Genomic DNA, 20334 nt, shown 5'->3' on the forward strand with positions numbered 1-20334 from the left:
GACCGCCAGTCGCTTGATCGAGCGAGACGTTCGGCTCCTACAAAGCTAAGGGAGGACGGAGCGTCTGTCTCCACAATTACTCGGACTTCCTACTATCTGAGACGGGCATCATCCGCGCACCGCCCTGAGCTCACGGATCAGGGCCCGCACGGCGAGGGAAGAGGCCAGCTCAGGGGTGGTGACATAGCCCACGGAGCGGGTCGGGCGCTCCGTTCCGAGATCACTGATCTCGATCGTGTCCGGTGCTCCGGTCAGGGAGAGGGCGGGCATGATCGCCATGCCGTGACCGTTGCTCACCATCGAGAGCACCGCTCCGTCGTCCTCGGTCAGGACGGTCGCCCTGGGGATCCAGTCCTGCCTGCGCCACCACTCCCGGGTGTAGGAGCCGCAGTTCTCGTGCCAGTCCACCAGCGGCAGCGAGCGCGGGTCGGGGTGTCCCGCCGGGTGCACGAGCGCGTAGGGCTCCTCCAGGAGTACGTCGCCGATGAGCCCGGCGGGCACGGGCGAGGACGGGCCGATCGTCGCGATGCCCACGTCGGCGCGGCCCGCGGCGACCTCGCCCGCGGTGCCCGCGCCGAGCTCGCGCACCACGCGGACCTCGGGCTCGACGCCGGGGTGGCGGGCGGTCAGCCGGGCGAGGGCGGCGGGGAGCAGGTGCAGGGCCGCGCTGCGGAAGGCGGCGATGCGCAAAGGGCCGGTGACCTCGCCGCGCCCGGCGCCGCGGGCCTCGGTCACGAGTGTGTCGAGGAGCCGCAGGACGCGGCGGGCGTGGGCGGCCGCGGCGGCACCCGCGGCCGTCGGCGTCGCCCCCTTGCGCCCGCGCTCGAAGAGGACCGCACCGATCTTGCGTTCGCTGCCGCGGATCGAGTGGGACACCGCGGACTGCGTGAGCCCGAGCACCTGCGCCGCCGCGGAGAACCCGCGCTCGGCCTCGACGGCGACGAGAATGCGGAGCTCGTGCGGGGCGAGGTCGGTGGGCAGGGAGGCGGTGGCGACGGGGGGCTTCGGGGCGGGCTCGGGCCGGGAGGCCTTTGCCGGGGAGGCCTTTGCCGGGGAGGCCTTCGCCCGGGAGACCTTCGCCCGGGAGGCCTTCGCCGGGGAGGCACCGGCCTGATCGGACCGCGCCGGGGCGCGTCCGGCCCGGGACGCCTTCGCCGGGGAAGCGCTCGCCCGATCGGGCTCCGTAGGGCCGGACTTCGTCGGGACCGGCTCCATCGAGACGGGCTCCGTCAGGACGGGCTCCGTCAGGACGGACCTCGTCGGAACGGGCTCCGTCAAGACGGGCTCCGTCCGGTACTCCTTCGCTTCGGAGGCCGTCGGCAAGGCGCTCACCTCGTCCTATGAGGGGCCCTCATGGTTCGGGCCGTTCCATGAGCGCAACCCTCTCCCCCGGCCCCGCATTCCTTCCTACCGTCTGCGCCATGAACACCGACGCCACCGCGCTCACCGTCCACCAGACCGCCCGCCCCCACGGCTTCCCCACCCCCGACCACTTCGCCTTCGTCGAGTCGGCGGTTCCCGAGGCCGCGCCCGGCACCGCCCTCGTCGAGAACCTCTACTGGTCCGTCGACCCCTACCACCGCGAGATGATGGACGGCGACTTCGCGCTGCACGCCCCCCTGGAGGGCCGCACGCTCGGCCGCGTCGTCGCCTCCCGCACCCCCGCGCTGCCCGAGGGCGAGATCGTCTTCCACCGCAAGGGCTGGCGCACGCACGCGGTCGTCACCGCCGAAGAGGCCCGCCCGGTCCCCCGCTTCGACGGCGTGCCGCTCTCCGCGCACCTGGGCATCCTCGGCGGCACCGGCCTGACCGCGTACGTCGGCCTGACCCGCGTCGCCGAACTCCGCGCGGGACAGGACCTGTTCGTCTCCGCGGCGGGCGGCGGCGTCGGCACCGCGACCGGGCGTCTCGCGCGCCTGATGGGCGCCGGACGGCTCGTCGGCAGCGCGGGCACGGCGGCGAAGGCCGCGTACCTCACCGAACACGTCGGATACGACGAGGTCTTCGACTACCACGCGGGCCCGACGGCCGACCTCCTCGCGAAGGCGGCGCCCGACGGGATCGACGTCTACATGGACAACGTCGGCGGCGAGCACCTGGAGGCCGCGATCTCCTCGCTGCGCGAGTACGGCCGGATCGTGCGGATCGGCACCATCGCCCAGTACAACGCCACGGGCGCACCGTACGCGCTGCGCAACCTCCCCGACATCGTCGAGAAGAGCCTGCGCATGGAGGGCTTCCTCGTCGCCAACCACCGTGACGTACAAGAGGAGTTGCACGAGTTCGTCGTGCCGCATCTGCGGAGCGGGCGGGTCGGCCTCGACGAGACGGTGGTCCAGGGGTTCGAACACATCGTGGACGCGTTCCTCGGGATGCTGCGGGGCGAGAACCGCGGAAAGATGATCGTCCGCGCCGCCTAGAACACAGCACCACCCAGAACACACCGCCCAGAACACACCGCCTAGAACACGTCCCCGTCCCGCCAGTCGATGAGCAGCTCGTGCGCCGGGTCGAGGTCCGCGTGCCACAGGAGGGGCGGGTCCTCGTCCGGCAGGTGGAGCACGCCCGCGGGCCCCAGCGTGCCGACCGCGCCCTGCCACGCGACCCAGCCGCGCCCGAGGTAGAGCCGCTCGCCCTCGGACGACGCCGACAGCGCGCCCAGCGCGTACGCGCCGTCGATGACGCGCTCCAGGACGCTCATCACCTGCCCGCCGAGTCCCTGCCGGTGCCGGTCGGGCCGCACCGCGACCGCCTCGACGTAACCGACCCGCAGGGAACGGCCGTTGTGGAGGATCCGGCGCTGGACCACGGAGCCGTGCGCGAGCAGCGCGCCCCCGGCGTCGTGCACCACCGCGTGGACGCCGCCGAGGCCGTGGTCCCAGTCCTCGTCGGTGAAGTCGCCGTCGAACGCCTCGTCCATGAGGGCGCGGGCGGCGCGCAGTTCGGCCGCCGTCAGATCGCTGGTGTGGGCCGTACGCAGGGTGTTCACGCACCCACCGTACTCAGCCCCGATCTGAGTACGCACACAGATCCGCGCGCGCCCGCCCGGCGGCAGAGTCGGTGCCATGAACGGCCTCTACGCTCTCAAGCCCTGGTACGCGGACAAGCTGTCCGGCGTGCGTGCCGCGCTCGTCCGCCGCGAGGTGTCGCCCGACACCCTCACGGCGGCGGGCGTGGTCTGCGCGGCGGGCGCGGCCGTGGCCCTCGGCCTGCTGCCCTTCGGGGTCTCGGCACCGCTGGTGGCGGTGCTGCTCGCCGCGCGCCTGGCCTTCGCGAACCTCGACGGCGCGCTCGCCCGTGACACCGGGCGTACGACGCGCCGGGGCTCGCTGCTCAACGAACTGGGCGACCGTGCGGCCGACTTGATCGTCCTCGCCGGGTTCCTGCCGCTCGCTCCGCTGTGGCTGGTGGCGACGGCGGGCCTCGCGGCGACGCTGCCGTCGTGGGTGTCGCTCGCGGGCGCGGCGGCCGGCGCGGGGCGGCTGAACAGCGGCCCGGTCGGCAAGACGGAGCGCTGCGCGCTGGTCGTGGTGGCGGCGGCGTCCGGGTGGGCGGTGCCGGTGCTCGCGGTGATCGCGGCGGGTTCGTTCCTGACGGCGGCACTGCGGTGCGGGCGGCTGTGGCGGGAGCTGGGCACGGCGACCCCAGCGGACACGGCGGACACGGCGGAGACGGCGGAGACGGCGGGCACGGACGCCCTGGTGGGCGCTCGGGGTGCGCGATGAGCGCGGTGTTCGTGGCCGGGGAGGTCGCGGGGCGGGCGGTGCCCGTGGTCGCCGGGGTGCTCGGCGCGGGCGGGGTCGCGGTCGCGGCGCTGCCCTCGCGGGTGGGGATGCGGGCCGAGCTGCGCAGGCGGTGGCGGACCTGGGCGCTGGCCGCGCCGCTGTTCCTGGGGGCGTTCTTCCTGGGGCGGGCCGGGGCGTTCGCGCTCGCGGCCGGGCTCGGGGTGGTCGCGGTCGGCGAGTACGCGCGGATGGCGGGCCTGCCCCGGGGCGAGCGGATCGTCCTGGGGGCGGCGGCCGTGGCGCTGCCCGGCCTCGCGTGGGCGGCGCCCGGGGCCCTCGATCTGCGCACGGCGGGCGTACTCCTGATCGCCGCCGCGTCGGTGGCGCTCCTCTCCGGAGACACCGCCACGGGCTTCACGCGCGCGTGCCGCACGGTGTTCGGTCTGCTGTGGATCCCGGTCCCGCTGACCGGCCTCGTGCTGCTCGGCGACACGGCGGTCGCGGTCGGCGTCGCGGTGGCCTTCGGGGACGTGGGCGCCTGGTGCGGCGGCACGGCGCTCGGCCGCCGGGGTCCGCTGTCCCGTCCCCTCTCCCCGCTGTCGCCGAACAAGACCCGGGCGGGTGTCGTGGGCGCTGCCGCCGCGACGGCCGCCGCGCTGGCCGCGGTCGGCGCGTTCTCCCTCGCCCTGTGGGCGGCGGTCCTCGTCGGCTGCGTCCTCGGCGACCTCCTGGAGTCGATGGTCAAGCGCGAGTCGGGCGTGAAGGACGCGGGCAGCTGGCTCCCGGGGTTCGGCGGCCTCCTGGACCGCATCGACTCGCTGCTCGTGGCGCTGTTGCTGACGATGGTGGTGACGTGATGGGCGGGGGACCCCGGATGCCGTGCGGTACGGCGGGTCGTTCGGCCCGACCGACGCTCACGGACGAACTCGGCGCAGCCGGTGACCGGCCGCGTCACGCGCCCGCCCCACGCAGCCCCCTCGCGGCACTGCTCCGCCGGGCACTGTGGTGGACCCTGCTCACCCTGACCGGAGGGATCACGCGGCGCGGACGCCTCCCCCGCGGCGGCTGCGTCGTCGTCGCCAACCACTCCTCCCACGCCGACACCGCCGCCCTGCTCGCCGCGCTGGACGCCCGGCACGCCCCGGCGATCGGCGCCGCCGCCGACTACTGGTTCGCCTCGCCGTGGCGCAGGCGGATCTGCAGCCGCCTGGCCGCCGGCTTCCCGGTGCGCCGTACCGGCGGCGGCCTGGACGACCTGCTGGCCAGGGCGGACGACCTGCGCGCGGGCCGTGCCGTGGTCCTCTTCCCGGAGGGGACCCGCGCGCGGGACGGCGAGCTGGGCTCGTTCCACCGCGGCGCGCTGGTCCTCGCCACCCATGCGGGCGTCCCGGTCGTACCGGTCGCCATCGCGGGCACGGACCGGCTGCTGCCCAAGCACGGCAGGCTCCGCCCGGCCCTGGTGCGGGTCGCCGTCGGCGCGCCGCTGCCCGCCTCGGCCACGCCGGACGAGGCGCGCGACGCGGTGGCGGCGCTGCACCGGCGTACGACCGAGGAGCCGCTCGCCGACTCCCGCGCGCGCAGGAAGACCGCCGCCGTCGCGGGCTCGCGCCTCGGGTCGGCACTCGGCTTCGCGTGGGCGGGCGCGGAGGCGCTGAGCTGGCCGCTGATGCCGGAGCTGTTCCTCGCGATCGCCTGCGTGGCGGTGCCACGGCGGGCCCTGAAGCTGTCGCTGGCGGCGCTCGCGGGCAGCCTCGCCGGCGGCCTGCTGGCCCTGCAACTCGCCGCGTCCGGCGTGTCGTTGCCCCAGCCCCTGACCACGGACCGCATGCGCGCCGAGGTGCGCCACGAGCTGTCCGTGGAGTCGGCGGCGGCCGTGCGCCACCAGCCGTGGAACGGCATCCCGTTCAAGGTGTACGCGCGGGAGGCGGGCCGCGCCGACGTCGCGCCGTCCGACTGGCTGGCCCGCTCGGCGCTCTCGCGCGGCTCCCGCACCCTCACCGTCGGCCTGCTGTTCGGCACCCTCGGCTTCCTCGCGCACCGGCTGCGGCGGCTCTACGGCGTCTATCTGGTGCTGCTGGGCGCCGGGTTCACGGTCGGCCTCTCGCTGATCGTGGCCGGGTGGAGCTGACCCGGCACCGCGCCTCTCCGCTCCCGGAGTTGGTCTGCACCATGGCGCGAACACCTCCGCCCGCCGCAGAATCTGACCCATGCCTGAGAACCAGCAGCAGCGAGAGTGGACACCCATCCACGGCGAGCCCTACCGCTCCGTTCCCTACCGTCCGGAGCGCATGCCCGAGGCCGAATCCCTGGCGCACTCGGCGCAGTTGAAGGACCGGATGCGGGAGCGCCGGACGGTGCGGCAGTTCGCGCCGGACCCCGTGCCCGCCCAGGTCGTGCGCGACGCCATCGCGTGCGCGGCGACCGCGCCGTCCGGGGCGCACCAGCAGCCCTGGACGTTCGTCCTCGTGCAGGACCCGGAGATACGCCGCCGCATCCGCGAGGCCGCCGAGCACGAGGAGCAGATCTCCTACGACGGGCGGCTCGGCGAGGAGTGGCTCGCCGCCCTGCGCCCGCTCGGCACGGACGAGGTCAAGCCGCACCTGACGGACGCGCCCGCGCTGATCGTCGTCTTCCAGCAGCGGTACTGGCTGGGCGAGGACGGCACCAAGCACAAGCACTACTACGTGGACGAGTCGGTCGGCATCGCGGTGGGGATGCTGCTGTCCGCGCTGCACCTGTCGGGTCTGGCCGCGCTGATCCACACGCCGAGCCCGATGCGTTTCCTGTCGCAGGTGCTGGGCCGCCCCGAGAACGAGAAGGCGTTCGCGGTGATCCCGGTGGGCTATCCGGCGGCGGACTGCCAGGTCCCCGACCTCGTACGGAAATCGCTCGATCAGGTCCTCGTGGAGGTCTGAGCGGACACCAGCAGGTCCGCCAGGGACGGGTAGTCGGTGTAGCCCTCCGCGCCGTTGGTGTAGAGGTGCGCCGCGTCGATCTCCTGGAGGGGCGCGTCGGCCGCGAACCGTTCCGGCAGGTCGGGGTTGGAGATGAACGACCTGCCGTACGAGACGAGATCGGCGGTCCCGGCGGCGAGCAGGGCTTCGCCCGCCCGCTTCGTCGTCGGGTCGCCGTTCTCGCCGACGTTGCCGATGAGGATGCCGTGCCAGTGGGGGCGCAGGTCGGCCAGGGCGGGGTAGGTGTCGTTGTCGGTGAGGTGGAGGTAGGCGAGGCCGAGTCCGTCGATCTCGTCGAGCAGCGCGCGGTAGACCGGTCCGGGGTCGGCCTCGGCCATGCCGAACTGCGGGTTGCCGGGCGAGAGGCGCAGCCCGAGCCGCTCGGCGCCGATCGCGTCGGCGACGGCGCGCACGACCTCGACGGCGAAGCGGATGGTGTCGGCGACGGAGCCTCTGCCGTACGCGTCGTCGCGCAGGTTGGTGTTGTCGGCGAGGAACTGGTGGATCAAGTAGCTGTTGGCGCCGTGCAGTTCGACGCCGTCGAAGCCGGCCTCGATGGCGTTGCGGGCGGCGTCCGCGAAGTCCTGGACCGCGGTGCGGATGTCGTCGAGGGTCATCTCGCGCGGGGCGACGTAGTCGGGCTTGCTGCCGTCGGGGCCGTGCGCGTGTCCGGGCGGGGTGACGGCCGAGGGCGCGGGCGGCAGGTCGCCGTCGATGCGGGCCAGCGGGTGGCCGTTGCGGCCGCCGTGCATCAGCTGTGCGTAGATCCGGCCGCCGGCGGCGTGCACGGCGTCGGTCACCCGCCGCCAGCCCTCGATGTGCGCGGCGGTCTCCAGGCCGGGGTAGCGCCAGCCGCTCTGGCCGCGGCTGCTGGGCCAGATGCCCTCGGTGACGATGAGTCCGGCGCTCGCGCGCTGGGCGTAGTAGTCGGCGACGACCGGCAGCGGGGTGCCGTCGTCGGCGGCGCGGGCGCGGGTCATGGGGGCCATGACGATGCGGTTGGCGAGGAGGCCGAGGGGGCCTGCGGAATACGGGGCGAGAAGCGTGGTGTTCGTCATGCCGGAACGGTAGAAGCTGACACCAGTGTCAGATTCAAGTGCGCGTTCGCGTACGAGGACGAGGGAGCCCGGGACATGAGGATCGGCGAGCTGGCGAAGCGTACCGCTGTGAGCGAGCGGTCCCTGCGCTACTACGAGAAGCAGGGCCTGCTGTACGCGGAGCGCACCCCGGGCGGCCACCGCGACTACCCGGAGGCCGCGGTGGACCGCGTCGTCCACATCCAGGAACTGTTCGCGGCGGGCCTGTGCAGCTCGAAGATCTACCATCTGCTGCCGTGCATGCGGGACCAGGACGGCGGCCCCTCCGAGCGGGCGACGCCGTGGCTCGCGGCCGAGCTGGTCAGGGAGCGGGAGCGGATCGACCGGCAGGTGGCGGATCTGCTGCGGGCGCGCGACGTCCTGGACGAGGTGATCTCGGCCGCGGCCCCGGGCCCCCGGGCCACGGCGTAGCCGCGGCCGAGCCCGGTACGGTCGGGATCATGAAATTAACCTCCTCCCGCAGAACGCTCCTCGGCACCGCGGCCGCCGCGCCCGTTCTCCTCACGCTGTCCGACGCCGGCACGGCCGCCGCGCACGAGGCGGCCGCCACCGACACCCGGCGGCGGCTGCGCGAGCTGGAGAAGAGCTACCCCGGCCGGATCGGCGTGCACGCGCTGCACACCGGCACCGGCGCCACCGTCGGCTACCGCGCCGACGAACGCTTCGCGATCGCCTCGACGTTCAAGGTCCTGGCCGCCGCGGCGATCCTGCGCCGGGCGCGCGAGCAGGAACCCGGACTGCTCGACGTACTGATCAGGTACGGCCGCGACGACCTCGTCGCGCACTCGCCGCGCACCGAGATGCACCTCGAAACCGGCATGACGGTACGGGAGTTGTGCGACGCGACGATCACCTACAGCGACAACGCCGCCGCCAATCTGCTGATGCGGCGCATCGGCGGGCCCTCGGGCATCACCGAGTTCGCGCGCTCGATCGGCGACTCGCACACCCGCCTGGACCGGTGGGAGACCGACCTCAACACCAACATCCCCGGCGACCGGCGCGACACGACCACGCCCGCGGCGATGACCGGGAACCTGCGCGGGCTCGTCCTCGGCGACGCCCTCCACCCGCGCGACCGCGACCAGTTGATCCGGTGGCTTCTGGAGAACACCACCGGCGACAAGCGGATCCGCGCCGGGCTCCCCGAGGGCTGGCGGGTCGGCGACAAGACGGGCTCCCCCGCCTACGGAGGGGTCAACGACGTCGCCGTGGCCTGGCCGCCCAGGCGGGCCCCGCTGGTCGTCTCGGTCTACACGACGCGCCTCGACCCGGACACGCCGGGCGAGGACAGGATCGCCGAGGACATCACCCGGATCGTGGTCGACGCCCTGACCTGAGCGCGGACCCGGAAAAGAGAAAAGAGAAACCGGAAAAGAGGGCGTGGGAAAAGACACCGCCTCCGACCGGGGTGGGGCCCGGGTCGGAGGCGGGGTTCAGGGAGGGCCGTGCGGCCCTGGGGGGCGTCAGCCCATGTGCGGGTAGCCGTACTCGGTCGGCGGGACCAGCGTCTCCTTGATGGCGCGGGTCAGCGTCCACCGCTGGAGGTTCTGCGGGGCACCGGCCTTGTCGTTGGTGCCGGAGGCGCGGCCGCCGCCGAAGGGCTGCTGGCCGACGACGGCGCCGGTCGACTTGTCGTTGATGTAGAAGTTGCCCGCGGCGTAGCGGAGCTTCTCCATCGTGTACGCGGCGGCGGCGCGGTCGTTGGAGATGACCGAACCGGTGAGCGCGTAGTCAGACGCCGACTCCATCTGCTCCAGCATGGCGTCGTACTGGTCGTCCTCGTAGACGTGCACGGCGAGGAACGGGCCGAAGTACTCGGTCTTGAAGACCTCGTTCTCCGGGTCCGCGCACTCGACGACGGTCGGGCGCACGAAGTAGCCCACCGAGTCGTCGTAGGTGCCGCCCGCGATGATCGTGCAGGAGTCGTCGGCCTTGGCGCGGTCGATGGCCGCCTTGTTCTTGGCGAACGAGCGGTCGTCGATGACGGCGCCGATGAAGTTCGACAGGTCGGTGACGTCACCCATCGTGATGCCGTCGACCTCGGCCGCGAACTCCTCCTTGAAGCCGGAGTTCCAGATGGAGGCCGGGACGTAGGCGCGCGAGGTCGCGGAGCACTTCTGGCCCTGGTACTCGAAGGAGCCGCGGGTCAGCGCGGTCTTCAGGACGGCGCGGTCGGCGCTCGGGTGGGCGACGACGAAGTCCTTGCCGCCGGTCTCGCCGACCAGACGGGGGTACGTGCGGTACTTGGCGATGTTCTCGCCGACCGTCTTCCACAGGTGCTGGAAGGTCGGGGTCGAGCCGGTGAAGTGGATGCCGGCCAGGTCGCGGTGGTTGAGGGCGACCTCGGAGACGGCGATGCCGTCGCCCGTGACGAGGTTGATGACGCCCTTGGGCAGACCGGCCTCCTCCAGGAGCTGCATGAGCAGCACGGCGGCGTGCGTCTGCGTCGGGGACGGCTTCCACACCACGACGTTGCCCATCAGGGCCGGGGCGGTGGGGAGGTTGCCCGCGATGGCCGTGAAGTTGAACGGCGTGATCGCGTAGACGAAGCCCTCCAGCGGGCGGTGGTCCAGGCGGTTCCAGACGCCGGTGGAGTTCGCCGGGGGCTGCTCGGCGAGCATGTCACGGGCGTACTTCACGTTGAAGCGCCAGAAGTCGACGAGCTCGCAGGGCGTGTCGATCTCGGCCTGCTGTGCGGTCTTGGACTGGCCGAGCATCGTGGAGGCGGCCATGGTCTCGCGCCACGTCGTGGAGAGCAGCTCGGCGGCGCGCAGGATGATCGCGGCGCGGTCGTCGAAGGACATCGCGCGCCACGCCGGGGCGGCGGCCAGGGCGGCGTCGATCGCGTCCTGGGCGTCCTGCTGCGTGGCGCCGCGGCCGGTGCCGATGACGGCCTTGTGGTTGTGCGGCTGCACGACCTGGAAGGGCTCGCCGCCACCGAGGCGCTTGACGCCGCCGATGGTCATCGGCAGCTCGATGGGGTTCTCGGCGAGCTCCTTGAGCTTGGCCTCGAGGCGGGCGCGCTCCGGGGAGCCGGGGGCGTAACCGTGTACCGGCTCGTTGACCGGGGCGGGGACCTGGGTCACAGCGTCCATGAGTTCCGTATCTCCTTAAGAGGGTCGAGGGGGTTGGGAGCTCAGCCCTTGGTTCAGTCCTTGGTGAGGATGGAGCGGGCGAAGAAGAGCAGGTTGGCGGGCTTCTCGGCGAGGCGGCGCATGAAGTAGCCGTACCAGTCGGTGCCGTAGGCGGTGTAGACGCGCATGCGGTGGCCCTCGGCGGCGAGCCGCAGGTGCTCGTCGCTGCGGATGCCGTACAGCATCTGGAATTCGTACTCGTCCAGTTTGCGCCCGGCGCGCCGCGCGAGCTCCTGCGCGATGGAGATCAGGCGCGGGTCGTGGGACCCGATCATCGGGTACCCCTCGCCCTCCATGAGGATGCGCAGGATCCGGACGTACGCCTTGTCGATCTCGGCCTTGTCCTGGAAGGCGACCTCGGCGGGCTCCTTGTAGGCGCCCTTCACGATGCGCACGCGGCTGCCGTTCTCGGCCAGGCGCCGGGCGTCGGCCTCGGTGCGGAAGAGGTAGGCCTGGATGACGCAGCCGGTCTGCGGGAAGTCCTTCCGCAGCTCCTCGTGGATGGCGAACATCGAGTCGAGGGTGGTGTGGTCCTCGGCGTCCAGGGTGACCGTGGTGCCGATGGCGGCGGCGGCCTCGACGACCGGGCGGACGTTGGCGAGGGCCAGCTCGTGGCCGTCCTCCAGCGCCTGGCCGAACATCGACAGCTTCACGGACATCTCGGCCCTGGTGCCGAGGCCCAGGTCCTTCAGGCGCTCGATGAGCTCCAGATAGGCGTCGCGGGCGGCGTGGGACTGCTCGACGGTGGTGATGTCCTCGCCCACCACGTCGAGGGTGACCTCAAGGCCCTTGTCGGCGGCGTCGACGATGATCGGGACCACCTGGTCGACGCCCTCGCCGGCGATGAAACGGGCGACGACCTGCTTGGTGCCGGGGGCCGCCGAGACGAAACGGCGCATCTTGTCGCTGCGCGACGCGGCGAGGATCACGGGACCCAGCACGGGGCACCTCCACGGGTGTACGAAAGCGGGTGCCCTACCGGCATAGCCCTACATAAGGGGAATGCGGCGGTACGGCACGGAGAACCACCGTGAAATTTAAGGATCCCTCCGATCGTGGGCCATCGACAGCTGTCACGCATCCGTGCCCTGGATCTCAGACAGATGTCTGAAGGAACGGACGGGCTGCGCGAGAATGGTGGGGTGAAGGGCGATTACCAAGAACTGGTCGACGAGATCTCGGCGCTGCTGGGCGCCCCGGCGACCCTGGAGAACCGCGATTTCGAGCTGATCGCCTTCGGCGCGCACGACGGCGGGGGCGACGGCGACAGCGGCTTCGACGCGACCGTCCTCGACCCGGTCAGGACCCGCTCGATCCTGACCCGCCGCTCCACGGCCGAGGTGCGCGCCTGGTTCGAGAGCTTCGGCATCACCCGGGCCACCGCCCCGGTCCGCATCCCGCCCACCCCGGAGGCGGGCGTCCTGCGCGGACGCATCTGCCTGCCGGTACGCCATCGGGGTTTCGCCCTGGGCTACGTCTGGCTCCTGGGCGGTGAGCCGGGGCCCACCGAGCAGCAGCTGAGCGCCGCCATGGAGGTGGCCGCCAGGATCGGCGCGCTGCTCGCCGACGAGGCGCAGGCGGGCGCCGACCTGACCCGGGAGTTCCGCGCGGTCCTGACCGCCGAACGGGGGTGGCAGCGCGACATGGCGGTGGCCGCCCTGCGCACCGCGCTCGGCCCCCGGGGCGAGGGCCTGCACGCGGTGGTCTGCGTGGCCCCCTGGCGCTCGGCGGACCCGGACGACGCCCCCGCCGCCCGTACGGTGCCGGGCGCGGCGGCGGTGTGCACGGTGCCCTGGGGCACGACCGCGCAGTCCCTCGCGGCGCTGGTGCGGCTGCGCTCGGCCGACGCGCTGTCGCCCGCGCACACGGCCGCCGCCCGTCTCCTGGACGCGGCGCCGGGGGCCGCGGCCGGCATCGCGGGGTCCCGGCACGGCCTGGAGGACCTGGGCACGGCCTGGTGGGAGGCGTCGGGGGCGGCCCGCGCGGCACTCGCCGAGCGGCGCTTCGGGCCGGTGGCCCAGTGGTCGGACGTGGGCCCCTACCGTCTCCTGACCGCGCTGCCCCCGGAGGCCGCGCACGACCCGGTGGGCACCCAGCTCCTGAGCCACGCCCACCGCGAACTGGCCCGCACCGCCGAGGTGTTCCTGGACTGCGCGGGGCAGGCGGGCCGCACGGCCGCGGAGCTGGGCATCCACCGCCAGACGCTCTACTACCGCCTCTCGCGCGTGGAGCAGCTCACCGGACTCGACCTGGACGAGGGCGAGGACCGGCTGCTCCTGCACATGGTCCTGAAGTCGTCACGACTGTAAGGACCGGGCAACGAACGATTACGGCCATGATCGTGGGGCGGTACGGTTCTCCGCGTCCGAACATTCATCCCCCCACTCTGGGAGATCGAACACCTCATGAAGTTCAGGCTGTTGGCCCCCGCGGTCGCCTTCTCCGCCGTCGCCCTCGTCGGCACCACCCTCGCCACGGGCGGCACCGCCGTCGCCGCGACGAAGCCCGACTGCTCCCGGGGCATGACCAACGTCCCCGCCAAGGAGACGGTGAAGCTGCGCACCCACCCCAAGACGAGCGCCACCGCGGTCGGCCAGTGGAACAAGGGCAAGAAGGGCTTCCTCTGCCACGACGGCGCGTCCTTCAAGGGCGGCTCGTACAACCTGTGCGGCAAGAAGAGCAACAAGTGGCTGTACGCCGCGCCGTACGGCACCAACAAGAAGGGCTACGTCCCCGCCACCTGCATCAAGTGGTAGTGAATCCTCACTTGTTGATGCGGGGGAGGAACAAGTAGCACCCCGTCCACCGGCCGGCGGCGAGCACCCCTCGCCGCCGGCCGGTGTCCTGCGGGCAGGTGCCCGCAGGGTTCACGCGAGGCAGGTGCCGGCAGGGTTCACGCGGGCAGGTGCCGCGCGAAGAACGCGCGTACGTGGTGGCGCACGGTCGGCACCGCGACGTCCGGCCCGATCCCGCCGACCAGCGCGAGACGGTCCGCGGCGGGCATCAGCCCGGCCGCCTGGAGCTGGGGCGCCATGGCCGCGTAGTCCGTGAACACCCAGTGCGCGGCGTCGTCGACGCCCACCCGGCGGGCGCGCCCCCGCGACCGGGCGAGCACGGCCGACCAGGCACGCTCCAGGTCCGTGCGGCCGGGAAAGCCGTCGGTGCCCACGAGCAGCAGCGGCCGGTCGGTGCCGTGCCGCGCCACGGGGAACAGCCGCCCCTCCCGACCGGGCGCCGGGGGTGCCTCGTCGAGGAAGCCCTCCAGGTTCACCGCGACGGCGACGCGTCGGTCCTCGTCCATCGCGAGGGCCGCGGTGGTGCCGCCCGCCGAATGCCCGTAGAGACCCACGCGCCGCAGGTCCAGCGCCCGGCCGAGCCCCTCGGGCACCGCCCGCCCGGCCGCGTCGGGGCTGCCTCCGGCCGCCCACTCCTCCAACCGGTCCAGGACGAACCGGACGTCCGCGACCCGGGTGTCGATCACGGTGCGGAACTGCCGTGCGTCCAGCCGGGGATCCGCACGGAAGACGGTCTCGCGGACCCGTTCCCTGCCTCGCATGGCGACGGGGAACTCCACCTCGCTCGTGTCCCCGGGGTGGTCGACGGTCACCACGACATGGCCGTGGGCCGCCAGTTCCTCGGCGAGCCCGGTGCCGAGGGTGCGCGGGTCCCCGCCGCCGGGGCTGTACAGCAGCACCGGCCACCGGCCGGCCCGCACGGGCGCGTTCCGGTGGGAGTGGGTCGTGGTCGCCGCCCAGTCCACGCCGGCCGGGGGCAGCCGGTGCACCGCCGCGTCGATCTGCCCGAACAGCCGGGCCGCTCCCCGGGTCATCTGCCGGGCGAGGGGACGGCCCTGGACGGCGCGGGCCGGGTAGTGCACCGTGACCATCACCTCCCGTACGGGGATCGCGGGCGTCCACGGGTCGCGCCGCGAGCGGTCGACCAGATACAGCGTGGTGACCCCGGTCCGGTACGGGCCGGTCGGCGCAGGCAGCCTCAGCACCAGGCCGTCCGCGGCGCGGGCGCCCCCGGTCCGCGCGAACGCCTCCGTCCCGCCGCCGCCCGCCCACAGCGCGGCGGCCCCCAGCAGGGCCGACGCGGTGACGGCCCGCCTCGTGTGCAAGCTCGTGTGCACGGCTCTTCTCCCCTCGTCCGATCTCCATGCGCTGACCCACGGGTGCCGGTCCCGGTGTCAGGTACGTCTCGCATGCTGGCGTCCCGGGGCAGGGGCGGGCGATCGTTGAGGCCCTGTCCGAAACGATGGCGCGACGACGCCGAGGAGCGCAGTGATCCGGATCCATGGCACGGCCGCCGACTTCACCCGCGTCCGCTTCGCGCCCCGCCCCGCGCCCCTCCAGGAGTTGAACGCGGCCCTGATGAGGATGTCCTCCGGCGGCGACGACGTGTTCTACGGCCGCTGGCGACGCCGGGCCCTGCGGTCCCTGCCCGCCGCCGTCGAACCCCTGGCGGACCTGGTGCCCCGGGGAAGGGCGCCCGTGTTCCTCGACGTCTTCAGCGACAGCCTCGAAGAGGGCCTGGACACCGTCCGGGCCGCTCCCCCGGAGCTGGTGCGCGCGGAGATCGAGCGGGTGAACGCCCCCTCCGTGTCCCGGGCCCCGCTCTGGATCCGCGGTCTGCACCGGGGCGACGCCGACGCCTGGCGCCTGCTGCGCCGCGCCCAGCACACGGCCTTCGACGCGCTCCTCGGCCCCGTCTGGCCGCTGGTGCAGGACCTGCACCGGGCGGAGTTCACCCGGCACGCGCTCACCGCGGCCGAACACGGTGTCGGCGCCGCGCTCACCACGTTCGTCCCGGGCTCCCGGCTGCGCGAGGGCGTCTGGGAGATCGACGCGCCGTGGGAGCGGGACGTCGAGCTGCGCGGCCGCGGCCTGGTGCTCGTGCCGACCTTCCACTGGAGCGGCCGTCCGATCGTCGCCGACGTGCCCGGCCAGGACCCGCACCTGACCTGCCCCGCGGGCCCTGGCCTGCCGCTCTCTCCGGAGGGACCGGGCGGCGACACGGAGGACGCGCTCGCCGCGGTGCTCGGGCGGACCCGCGCCGACATGCTGCTCCGGCTGACCGAGGAGCACACCACCAGCCGCCTCGCCCTGCGCCTCGGCGTCAGCAACGCCACGGTCTCCGCCCACGCCGCCGCGCTGCGGGCCGCGGGCCTGATCACGACGGTCCGCGCGGGACGGGCGGTCCTGCACCGGCGGACGCCGCTGGGGACGCTGTTGCTGCGCGGCCGCCATCGGCCCTAGGACCGGCACGGACGACGAGCCGGCACGTCGCCCCCGCCGCCCCTACCGGGGGTCGGCCCGCTCCATCACACGCCGCAGCCCCTCGGTGAGCTGCTCGGCGCTCGTCGCCGAGTCCGGGTCGAAGAGCCACTGGACCATCAGGCCGTTGAGCAGCGTGGTGTAGAAGCGGCCCTCGGTCTCGACGACGTCGTCCGGGATCGCGCTCTCCTCGATGCCGGTGAACAGCGCGACGAGCCCGCTGCGCCCCTCCCCCTGCGCCTTCGCGAGCAGTTCGCGGACCTGGGTGAGCCGCTCCCCCTGGGTGATGACCTCCAGGGTCAGCATCCAGATGGGACGGGTCTCGGGGAACGACCGGATGATGTTCGCCCACCGCTCCTGGAACCGTTCGAGCGATCCGCCCTCGGCGGCGAACCCCTCGCCGGGCGTCGGCTCGAAGGCGCCCGTCATGTCCTCGATGAGCCCGACGAACGCCTCCACCAGCAGCGCGTCCTTCGACCCGTAGTGGTAGCCGATCGAGGCGAGGTTCGTCCCCGACTCCTTGACGATCTCGCGGGCCGTCGTGCGGACGAAGCCCTTCTCCAGCAGACAGCGCTTGGCGCCTTCGAGCAGATCTTCACGGTGTCCCATGTGCGCACCTTACGCCGGTCCATACGGCCGTCCCATACCGGTGTCTTGCGCACACGATCTATACGACCGTACTAGACAGCCGTATAAGACGTGCGTACAGTCCTGGCCATGCAGACGAACCCACGCGCCACCCGCAAGGAATGGACCGCCTTCGCCGTCCTGATGCTGCCGCTGCTCCTGGTCTCGATGGACGTGTCCGTCCTCTACTTCGCCGTCCCGGAGATCAGCGCCGACCTGCGGCCGAGCGGTACCCAACAGCTGTGGATCTTCGACATCTACGCGTTCGTGCTCGCCGGACTGCTGATGACGATGGGGGCCGTCGGCGACCGCATCGGCCGCCGCAGGCTCCTCCTGTGCGGCGCCGCGGCCTTCGGCGCCGCCTCGCTGGCCGCCGCGTACGCCACGAGTCCCCAGATGCTGATCGCGGCCCGCGCGGTCCTCGGCATCGGCGGCGCGACCCTGATGCCGTCCACGCTGGCCCTCGTGCGCACCATGTTCCGCGACGACGGGCAGCGCGCGCGGGCCATCGGCATCTGGCAGGCCGTTCTCGTGGCCGGCGTGGCCCTGGGCTCGGTGCTCAGCGGCGTCCTCGTCGAACACTTCTGGTGGGGCTCGGTGTTCCTGGTCAACCTGCCCGCGATGGCGCTGCTCCTGGTCCTCGCGCCGCTCCTCATCCCGGAGTCCAAGGACCCGCGGCCCGGCCGCTTCGACCTGCTGAGCGTGCCGCTGTCCATGGCGGCCGTGCTGCCGCTGGTCTGGGGCCTCAAGGAGATGCCGAGCGAGGGCGTCAGGCCCTCCTACGTCGCGTCGGTCGCCGTCGGCCTCGTCTTCGCCGCGCTCTTCGTGCACCGCCAGCGCACCGCCGCGTCACCGATGATCTCGCCGGACCTGTTCCGCGGCCGGGGCCGTGCCTTCGGCGCCGCCGTCTCGCTGAACCTCGTCTCCTCGCTGGCGATGATGGGTTCGGCGTACTTCACCACCCAGTATCTGCAGTCCGTACTGGGCAAGAGCGCGATGGAGGCGGCGCTGTGGGCGCTGCTCCCCTCGGTCCTCATCGGCGCCGCCGCGCCGGTCGCCACGGTGCTCGTGCAGCGCGGCATGGACCGCGCCCACGTCGTCGCCACCGGCTTCGCCGTCTCCGCGAGCGGTTACGGCCTGCTCGCCCTGACCGGCACCGACTCCCTCTGGCTCGTCCTCGCCGGGGCGGGCGTGCTGGCCTGCGGCGCGGTCATCATCGGCTCCCAGCTCACCGACCTGGCCCTCGGCGCGGCCCCTGCCGAGAAGGCGGGCACCGCGTCCTCGCTCCTGGAGACGGGCCAGGAGTTCGGCGGCGCGATGGGCATGGCCCTGCTCGGCTCGATCGGCAACGCGGTGTACCGGAGCCAGGTCCCCGGCTCCGCCCCGGCCGAGGCCCGCGAGACGCTGGGCGGCGCGGTGGCGGCGGCGCAGCACCTGCCGGACCGCGCGGCGGACGCCCTTCTGGCCGCCGCACGGGGCGCGTTCACCGACGGCATGCACGTCGCCGCGATGGCGGGCGCGGGACTGCTGCTCGCGGCCGCGGTGCTGGCGTCGATGGCGCTGCGGGGTGTGCGGGCATCCGGGGACCGCGGTGAGCGGGAGCACGAAAACGCCGGACAGGCGGAAGAATCCAGCCTGTCCGGCGCTTGAGGACGAACTCGGCGAAGCCGGTGAACCTCGGCGGCCGAAGCCGCGGCGTACTAGTCGGTGAGGTCCACCGCGCGAGCGGACTCCGCACCGATCTCCGCCGCGAGCTCGTTGAGAACGGCCTGCGGCACCGTGTCGTCCACGGTCAGGACGGCCAGCGCCTCCCCGCCCACGTCGGCACGCGCGACCTGCATGCCCGCGATGTTGATGCCCGCCTCGCCGAGGACGCGGCCGACCGTGCCGACGACACCGGGACGGTCGGCGTACCGCAGGACGACCATGTGGTCGGCGAGCGCCAGGTCCACGTCGTACTCGCCGATGGCGACGATCTTCTGGAGGTGCTTGGGACCGGCCAGCGTGCCGGAGACCGCGATCTCCTCGCCGCCGGAGAGCGTGCCGCGCACGGTGACCACGTTGCGGTGGTCGGGCGACTCGGAGCTGGTGGTGAGGCGGACCTCGACGCCGCGCTCCTGGGCGAACAGCGGCGCGTTCACGTACGAGACGGTCTCGTCGACGACGTCCTCGAACACGCCCTTGAGCGCGGAGAGTTCGAGCACCTTCACGTCGTGCTGGGTGATCTCGCCGTACACCTCGACGTCGAGACGGGCCGCGACCTCCTGGGCGAGCGCGGTGAAGATGCGGCCGAGCTTCTCGGCGAGCGGCAGACCGGGGCGCACGTCCTCGGCGATGACACCGCCCTGCACGTTCACCGCGTCCGGCACGAGCTCGCCGGCGAGCGCCAGGCGCACCGACTTGGCGACGGCGATGCCCGCCTTCTCCTGCGCCTCGTCCGTGGAGGCGCCGAGGTGCGGGGTGCAGACGACCTGGTCGAACTGGAAGAGCGGGGAGTCCGTGCAGGGCTCCTTCGCGTACACGTCGAGACCGGCGCCCGCGACGCGGCCCTCCTTGAGTGCGGAGTGCAGCGCCTCCTCGTCGACGATCCCGCCGCGCGCGGCGTTCACGATGCGGACGGACGGCTTGACCTTGTGCAGCGCCTCGTCACCGATGAGGCCGAGGGTCTCGGGGGTCTTGGGCAGGTGGACGGTGATGAAGTCGGCGACCTCGAGCAGCTCGTCCAGCGACAGGACCTTCACGCCCATCTGCGCGGCGCGCGCGGGCTGCACGTACGGGTCGTAGGCGACGACCTTCATGCCGAAGGCGCTCATGCGCTGCGCGACGAGGGCGCCGATGCGGCCGAGGCCGACGACGCCGAGGGTCTTCTCGGCCAGCTCGACGCCCGTGTACTTGGAGCGCTTCCACTCGCCGTTCTTCAGGGCGGTGTTGGCCTGGGGGATGTTGCGCGCGGTGGCCAGGAGCAGGCCGCAGGCCAGCTCGGCGGCGGTGACGATGTTCGAGGTCGGGGCGTTCACGACCATGACGCCGGCCTTGGTGGCGGCGGAGACGTCCACGTTGTCCAGGCCGACGCCGGCGCGGGCGACGACCTTCAGCTTCTTGGCGGCGGCGATCGCCTCGGCGTCGACCTTGGTCGCGGAGCGGACCAGGATCGCGTCGACGTCGGCGATGGCGGGCAGCAGCTCGGCGCGGTCGGCGCCGTTGCACTGGCGGATCTCGAAGTCCGGGCCCAGGGCGTCGACGGTGGCGGGCGACAGCTCTTCAGCGATGAGTACGACGGGTTTGCCGTTGGCAGCAGTGCTCACGTGAGTCCTCACAAGTCCATTGCGGACGGCCGTCCCGACGGCCGCAGGCGGTGGAGGGTGCTAGCCGCGTGGAAGACGCACGACGCTGTGGGCCCGACGCGAATGTTGAACAGCAGTGTAGTGGCGTGGCGGGGCTCCACATGCGCCTCCGTGGAAGGATCACCCGTCCGTGGATGGACGCGGTGGACAACGCCGGATGCCGGAGGGACCACC

At 73.0% G+C, this 20334-nt stretch carries 19 protein-coding genes; 11 read left to right on the top strand and 8 right to left on the bottom strand.

From position 1 onward, the window contains the following. Positions 1 to 108: 108 nt before the first annotated feature. Positions 109 to 981: a LysR family transcriptional regulator gene (locus AB0L89_RS08010; protein ID WP_365137169.1), complete on the bottom strand. Its 873-nt coding sequence runs from the start codon at positions 979 to 981 to the stop codon at positions 109 to 111. Positions 982 to 1421: 440 nt separating this feature from the next. Between AB0L89_RS08010 and AB0L89_RS08015 the strand changes: the two genes are divergently transcribed. Continuing rightward, positions 1422 to 2420 (top strand): NADP-dependent oxidoreductase, encoded by a 999-nt coding sequence (locus tag AB0L89_RS08015; protein ID WP_365136126.1) that lies wholly within the window; start codon positions 1422 to 1424, stop codon positions 2418 to 2420. Positions 2421 to 2461: 41 nt separating this feature from the next. Here the strand turns inward: AB0L89_RS08015 and AB0L89_RS08020 are convergent, their stop codons facing one another. Further along, positions 2462 to 2989: a GNAT family N-acetyltransferase gene (locus AB0L89_RS08020; RefSeq protein WP_365136129.1), complete on the bottom strand. Its 528-nt coding sequence runs from the start codon at positions 2987 to 2989 to the stop codon at positions 2462 to 2464. 76 nt (positions 2990 to 3065) lie between these two features. Between AB0L89_RS08020 and AB0L89_RS08025 the strand changes: the two genes are divergently transcribed. The 4 genes from AB0L89_RS08025 to AB0L89_RS08040 all read left to right on the top strand — a co-directional run bounded on the left by AB0L89_RS08025 (position 3066) and on the right by AB0L89_RS08040 (position 6640). Continuing rightward, positions 3066 to 3725 (top strand): CDP-alcohol phosphatidyltransferase family protein, encoded by a 660-nt coding sequence (locus AB0L89_RS08025; RefSeq protein WP_365136132.1) that lies wholly within the window; start codon positions 3066 to 3068, stop codon positions 3723 to 3725. Next, on the top strand, positions 3722 to 4582 hold the full coding sequence (locus AB0L89_RS08030; protein ID WP_365136135.1) for a phosphatidate cytidylyltransferase: 861 nt from the start codon (positions 3722 to 3724) through the stop codon (positions 4580 to 4582). The genes AB0L89_RS08025 and AB0L89_RS08030 overlap by 4 nt, the downstream gene beginning before the upstream one ends. Further along, on the top strand, positions 4582 to 5853 hold the full coding sequence (locus AB0L89_RS08035; RefSeq protein WP_365136138.1) for a lysophospholipid acyltransferase family protein: 1272 nt from the start codon (positions 4582 to 4584) through the stop codon (positions 5851 to 5853). Before AB0L89_RS08030 ends, AB0L89_RS08035 begins: the two co-directional genes overlap by 1 nt. A 79-nt stretch (positions 5854 to 5932) precedes the next feature. Beyond that, on the top strand, positions 5933 to 6640 hold the full coding sequence (locus AB0L89_RS08040; RefSeq protein WP_365136141.1) for a nitroreductase family protein: 708 nt from the start codon (positions 5933 to 5935) through the stop codon (positions 6638 to 6640). On the opposite strand, the gene AB0L89_RS08045 is transcribed toward AB0L89_RS08040, so the two are convergent. After that, entirely contained in the window at positions 6619 to 7737 is a 1119-nt protein-coding gene (locus AB0L89_RS08045) for an alkene reductase (RefSeq protein ID WP_365136144.1), read from the bottom strand. The genes AB0L89_RS08040 and AB0L89_RS08045 overlap by 22 nt on opposite strands. Before the next feature lie 75 nt (positions 7738 to 7812). Here AB0L89_RS08045 and AB0L89_RS08050 point away from each other — a divergent pair, with 75 nt between their 5' ends. Next, positions 7813 to 8187, top strand: a complete 375-nt coding sequence (locus AB0L89_RS08050; RefSeq protein ID WP_365136147.1) for a MerR family transcriptional regulator — start codon at positions 7813 to 7815, stop codon at positions 8185 to 8187. Between the two features lie 29 nt (positions 8188 to 8216). Then, positions 8217 to 9116, top strand: coding sequence for a class A beta-lactamase (gene bla, locus AB0L89_RS08055; protein WP_365136150.1), 900 nt, complete (start codon positions 8217 to 8219; stop codon positions 9114 to 9116). A gap of 126 nt (positions 9117 to 9242) precedes the next feature. Here bla and pruA read toward each other — a convergent pair whose 3' ends face one another. Beyond that, entirely contained in the window at positions 9243 to 10874 is a 1632-nt protein-coding gene (pruA, locus tag AB0L89_RS08060) for an L-glutamate gamma-semialdehyde dehydrogenase (protein WP_365136153.1), read from the bottom strand. Between the two features lie 53 nt (positions 10875 to 10927). Continuing rightward, the gene (locus AB0L89_RS08065) at positions 10928 to 11854 is read right to left on the bottom strand and encodes a proline dehydrogenase family protein (RefSeq protein ID WP_365136155.1); all 927 of its coding nucleotides are present in this window, start codon (positions 11852 to 11854) and stop codon (positions 10928 to 10930) included. A gap of 162 nt (positions 11855 to 12016) precedes the next feature. On the opposite strand from AB0L89_RS08065, the gene AB0L89_RS08070 reads away from it, so the two are divergent. Next, positions 12017 to 13222 carry a helix-turn-helix domain-containing protein gene (locus AB0L89_RS08070; RefSeq protein WP_365136158.1) on the top strand — a complete coding sequence of 402 codons (1206 nt, stop codon included), beginning with the start codon at positions 12017 to 12019 and terminating at the stop codon, positions 13220 to 13222. Between the two features lie 96 nt (positions 13223 to 13318). Beyond that, positions 13319 to 13669 (top strand): hypothetical protein, encoded by a 351-nt coding sequence (locus tag AB0L89_RS08075; protein WP_365136161.1) that lies wholly within the window; start codon positions 13319 to 13321, stop codon positions 13667 to 13669. Positions 13670 to 13806: 137 nt separating this feature from the next. Here the strand turns inward: AB0L89_RS08075 and AB0L89_RS08080 are convergent, their stop codons facing one another. Beyond that, complete coding sequence (locus tag AB0L89_RS08080) at positions 13807 to 15045, bottom strand: alpha/beta hydrolase (RefSeq protein ID WP_365136164.1); 1239 nt, start codon at positions 15043 to 15045, stop codon at positions 13807 to 13809. Positions 15046 to 15196: 151 nt separating this feature from the next. Here AB0L89_RS08080 and AB0L89_RS08085 point away from each other — a divergent pair, with 151 nt between their 5' ends. Beyond that, a complete protein-coding gene (locus tag AB0L89_RS08085) occupies positions 15197 to 16171 on the top strand; it encodes an HTH domain-containing protein (protein WP_365136167.1) in 975 nt (324 codons plus the stop codon). Positions 16172 to 16213: 42 nt separating this feature from the next. Here the strand turns inward: AB0L89_RS08085 and AB0L89_RS08090 are convergent, their stop codons facing one another. Next, entirely contained in the window at positions 16214 to 16798 is a 585-nt protein-coding gene (locus AB0L89_RS08090; RefSeq protein WP_365136170.1) for a TetR/AcrR family transcriptional regulator, read from the bottom strand. A 108-nt stretch (positions 16799 to 16906) separates the two neighbouring features. Here AB0L89_RS08090 and AB0L89_RS08095 point away from each other — a divergent pair, with 108 nt between their 5' ends. After that, a complete protein-coding gene (locus tag AB0L89_RS08095) occupies positions 16907 to 18466 on the top strand; it encodes an MFS transporter (protein ID WP_365136172.1) in 1560 nt (519 codons plus the stop codon). Between the two features lie 50 nt (positions 18467 to 18516). On the opposite strand, the gene serA is transcribed toward AB0L89_RS08095, so the two are convergent. Beyond that, positions 18517 to 20121: a phosphoglycerate dehydrogenase gene (serA, locus tag AB0L89_RS08100; protein ID WP_365136175.1), complete on the bottom strand. Its 1605-nt coding sequence runs from the start codon at positions 20119 to 20121 to the stop codon at positions 18517 to 18519. Between the last annotated feature and the right edge of the window lie 213 nt (positions 20122 to 20334).

It is taken from the genome of Streptomyces sp. NPDC052114, assembly GCF_040680155.1.
Taxonomy (GTDB): Bacteria; Actinomycetota; Actinomycetes; order Streptomycetales; family Streptomycetaceae; genus Streptomyces.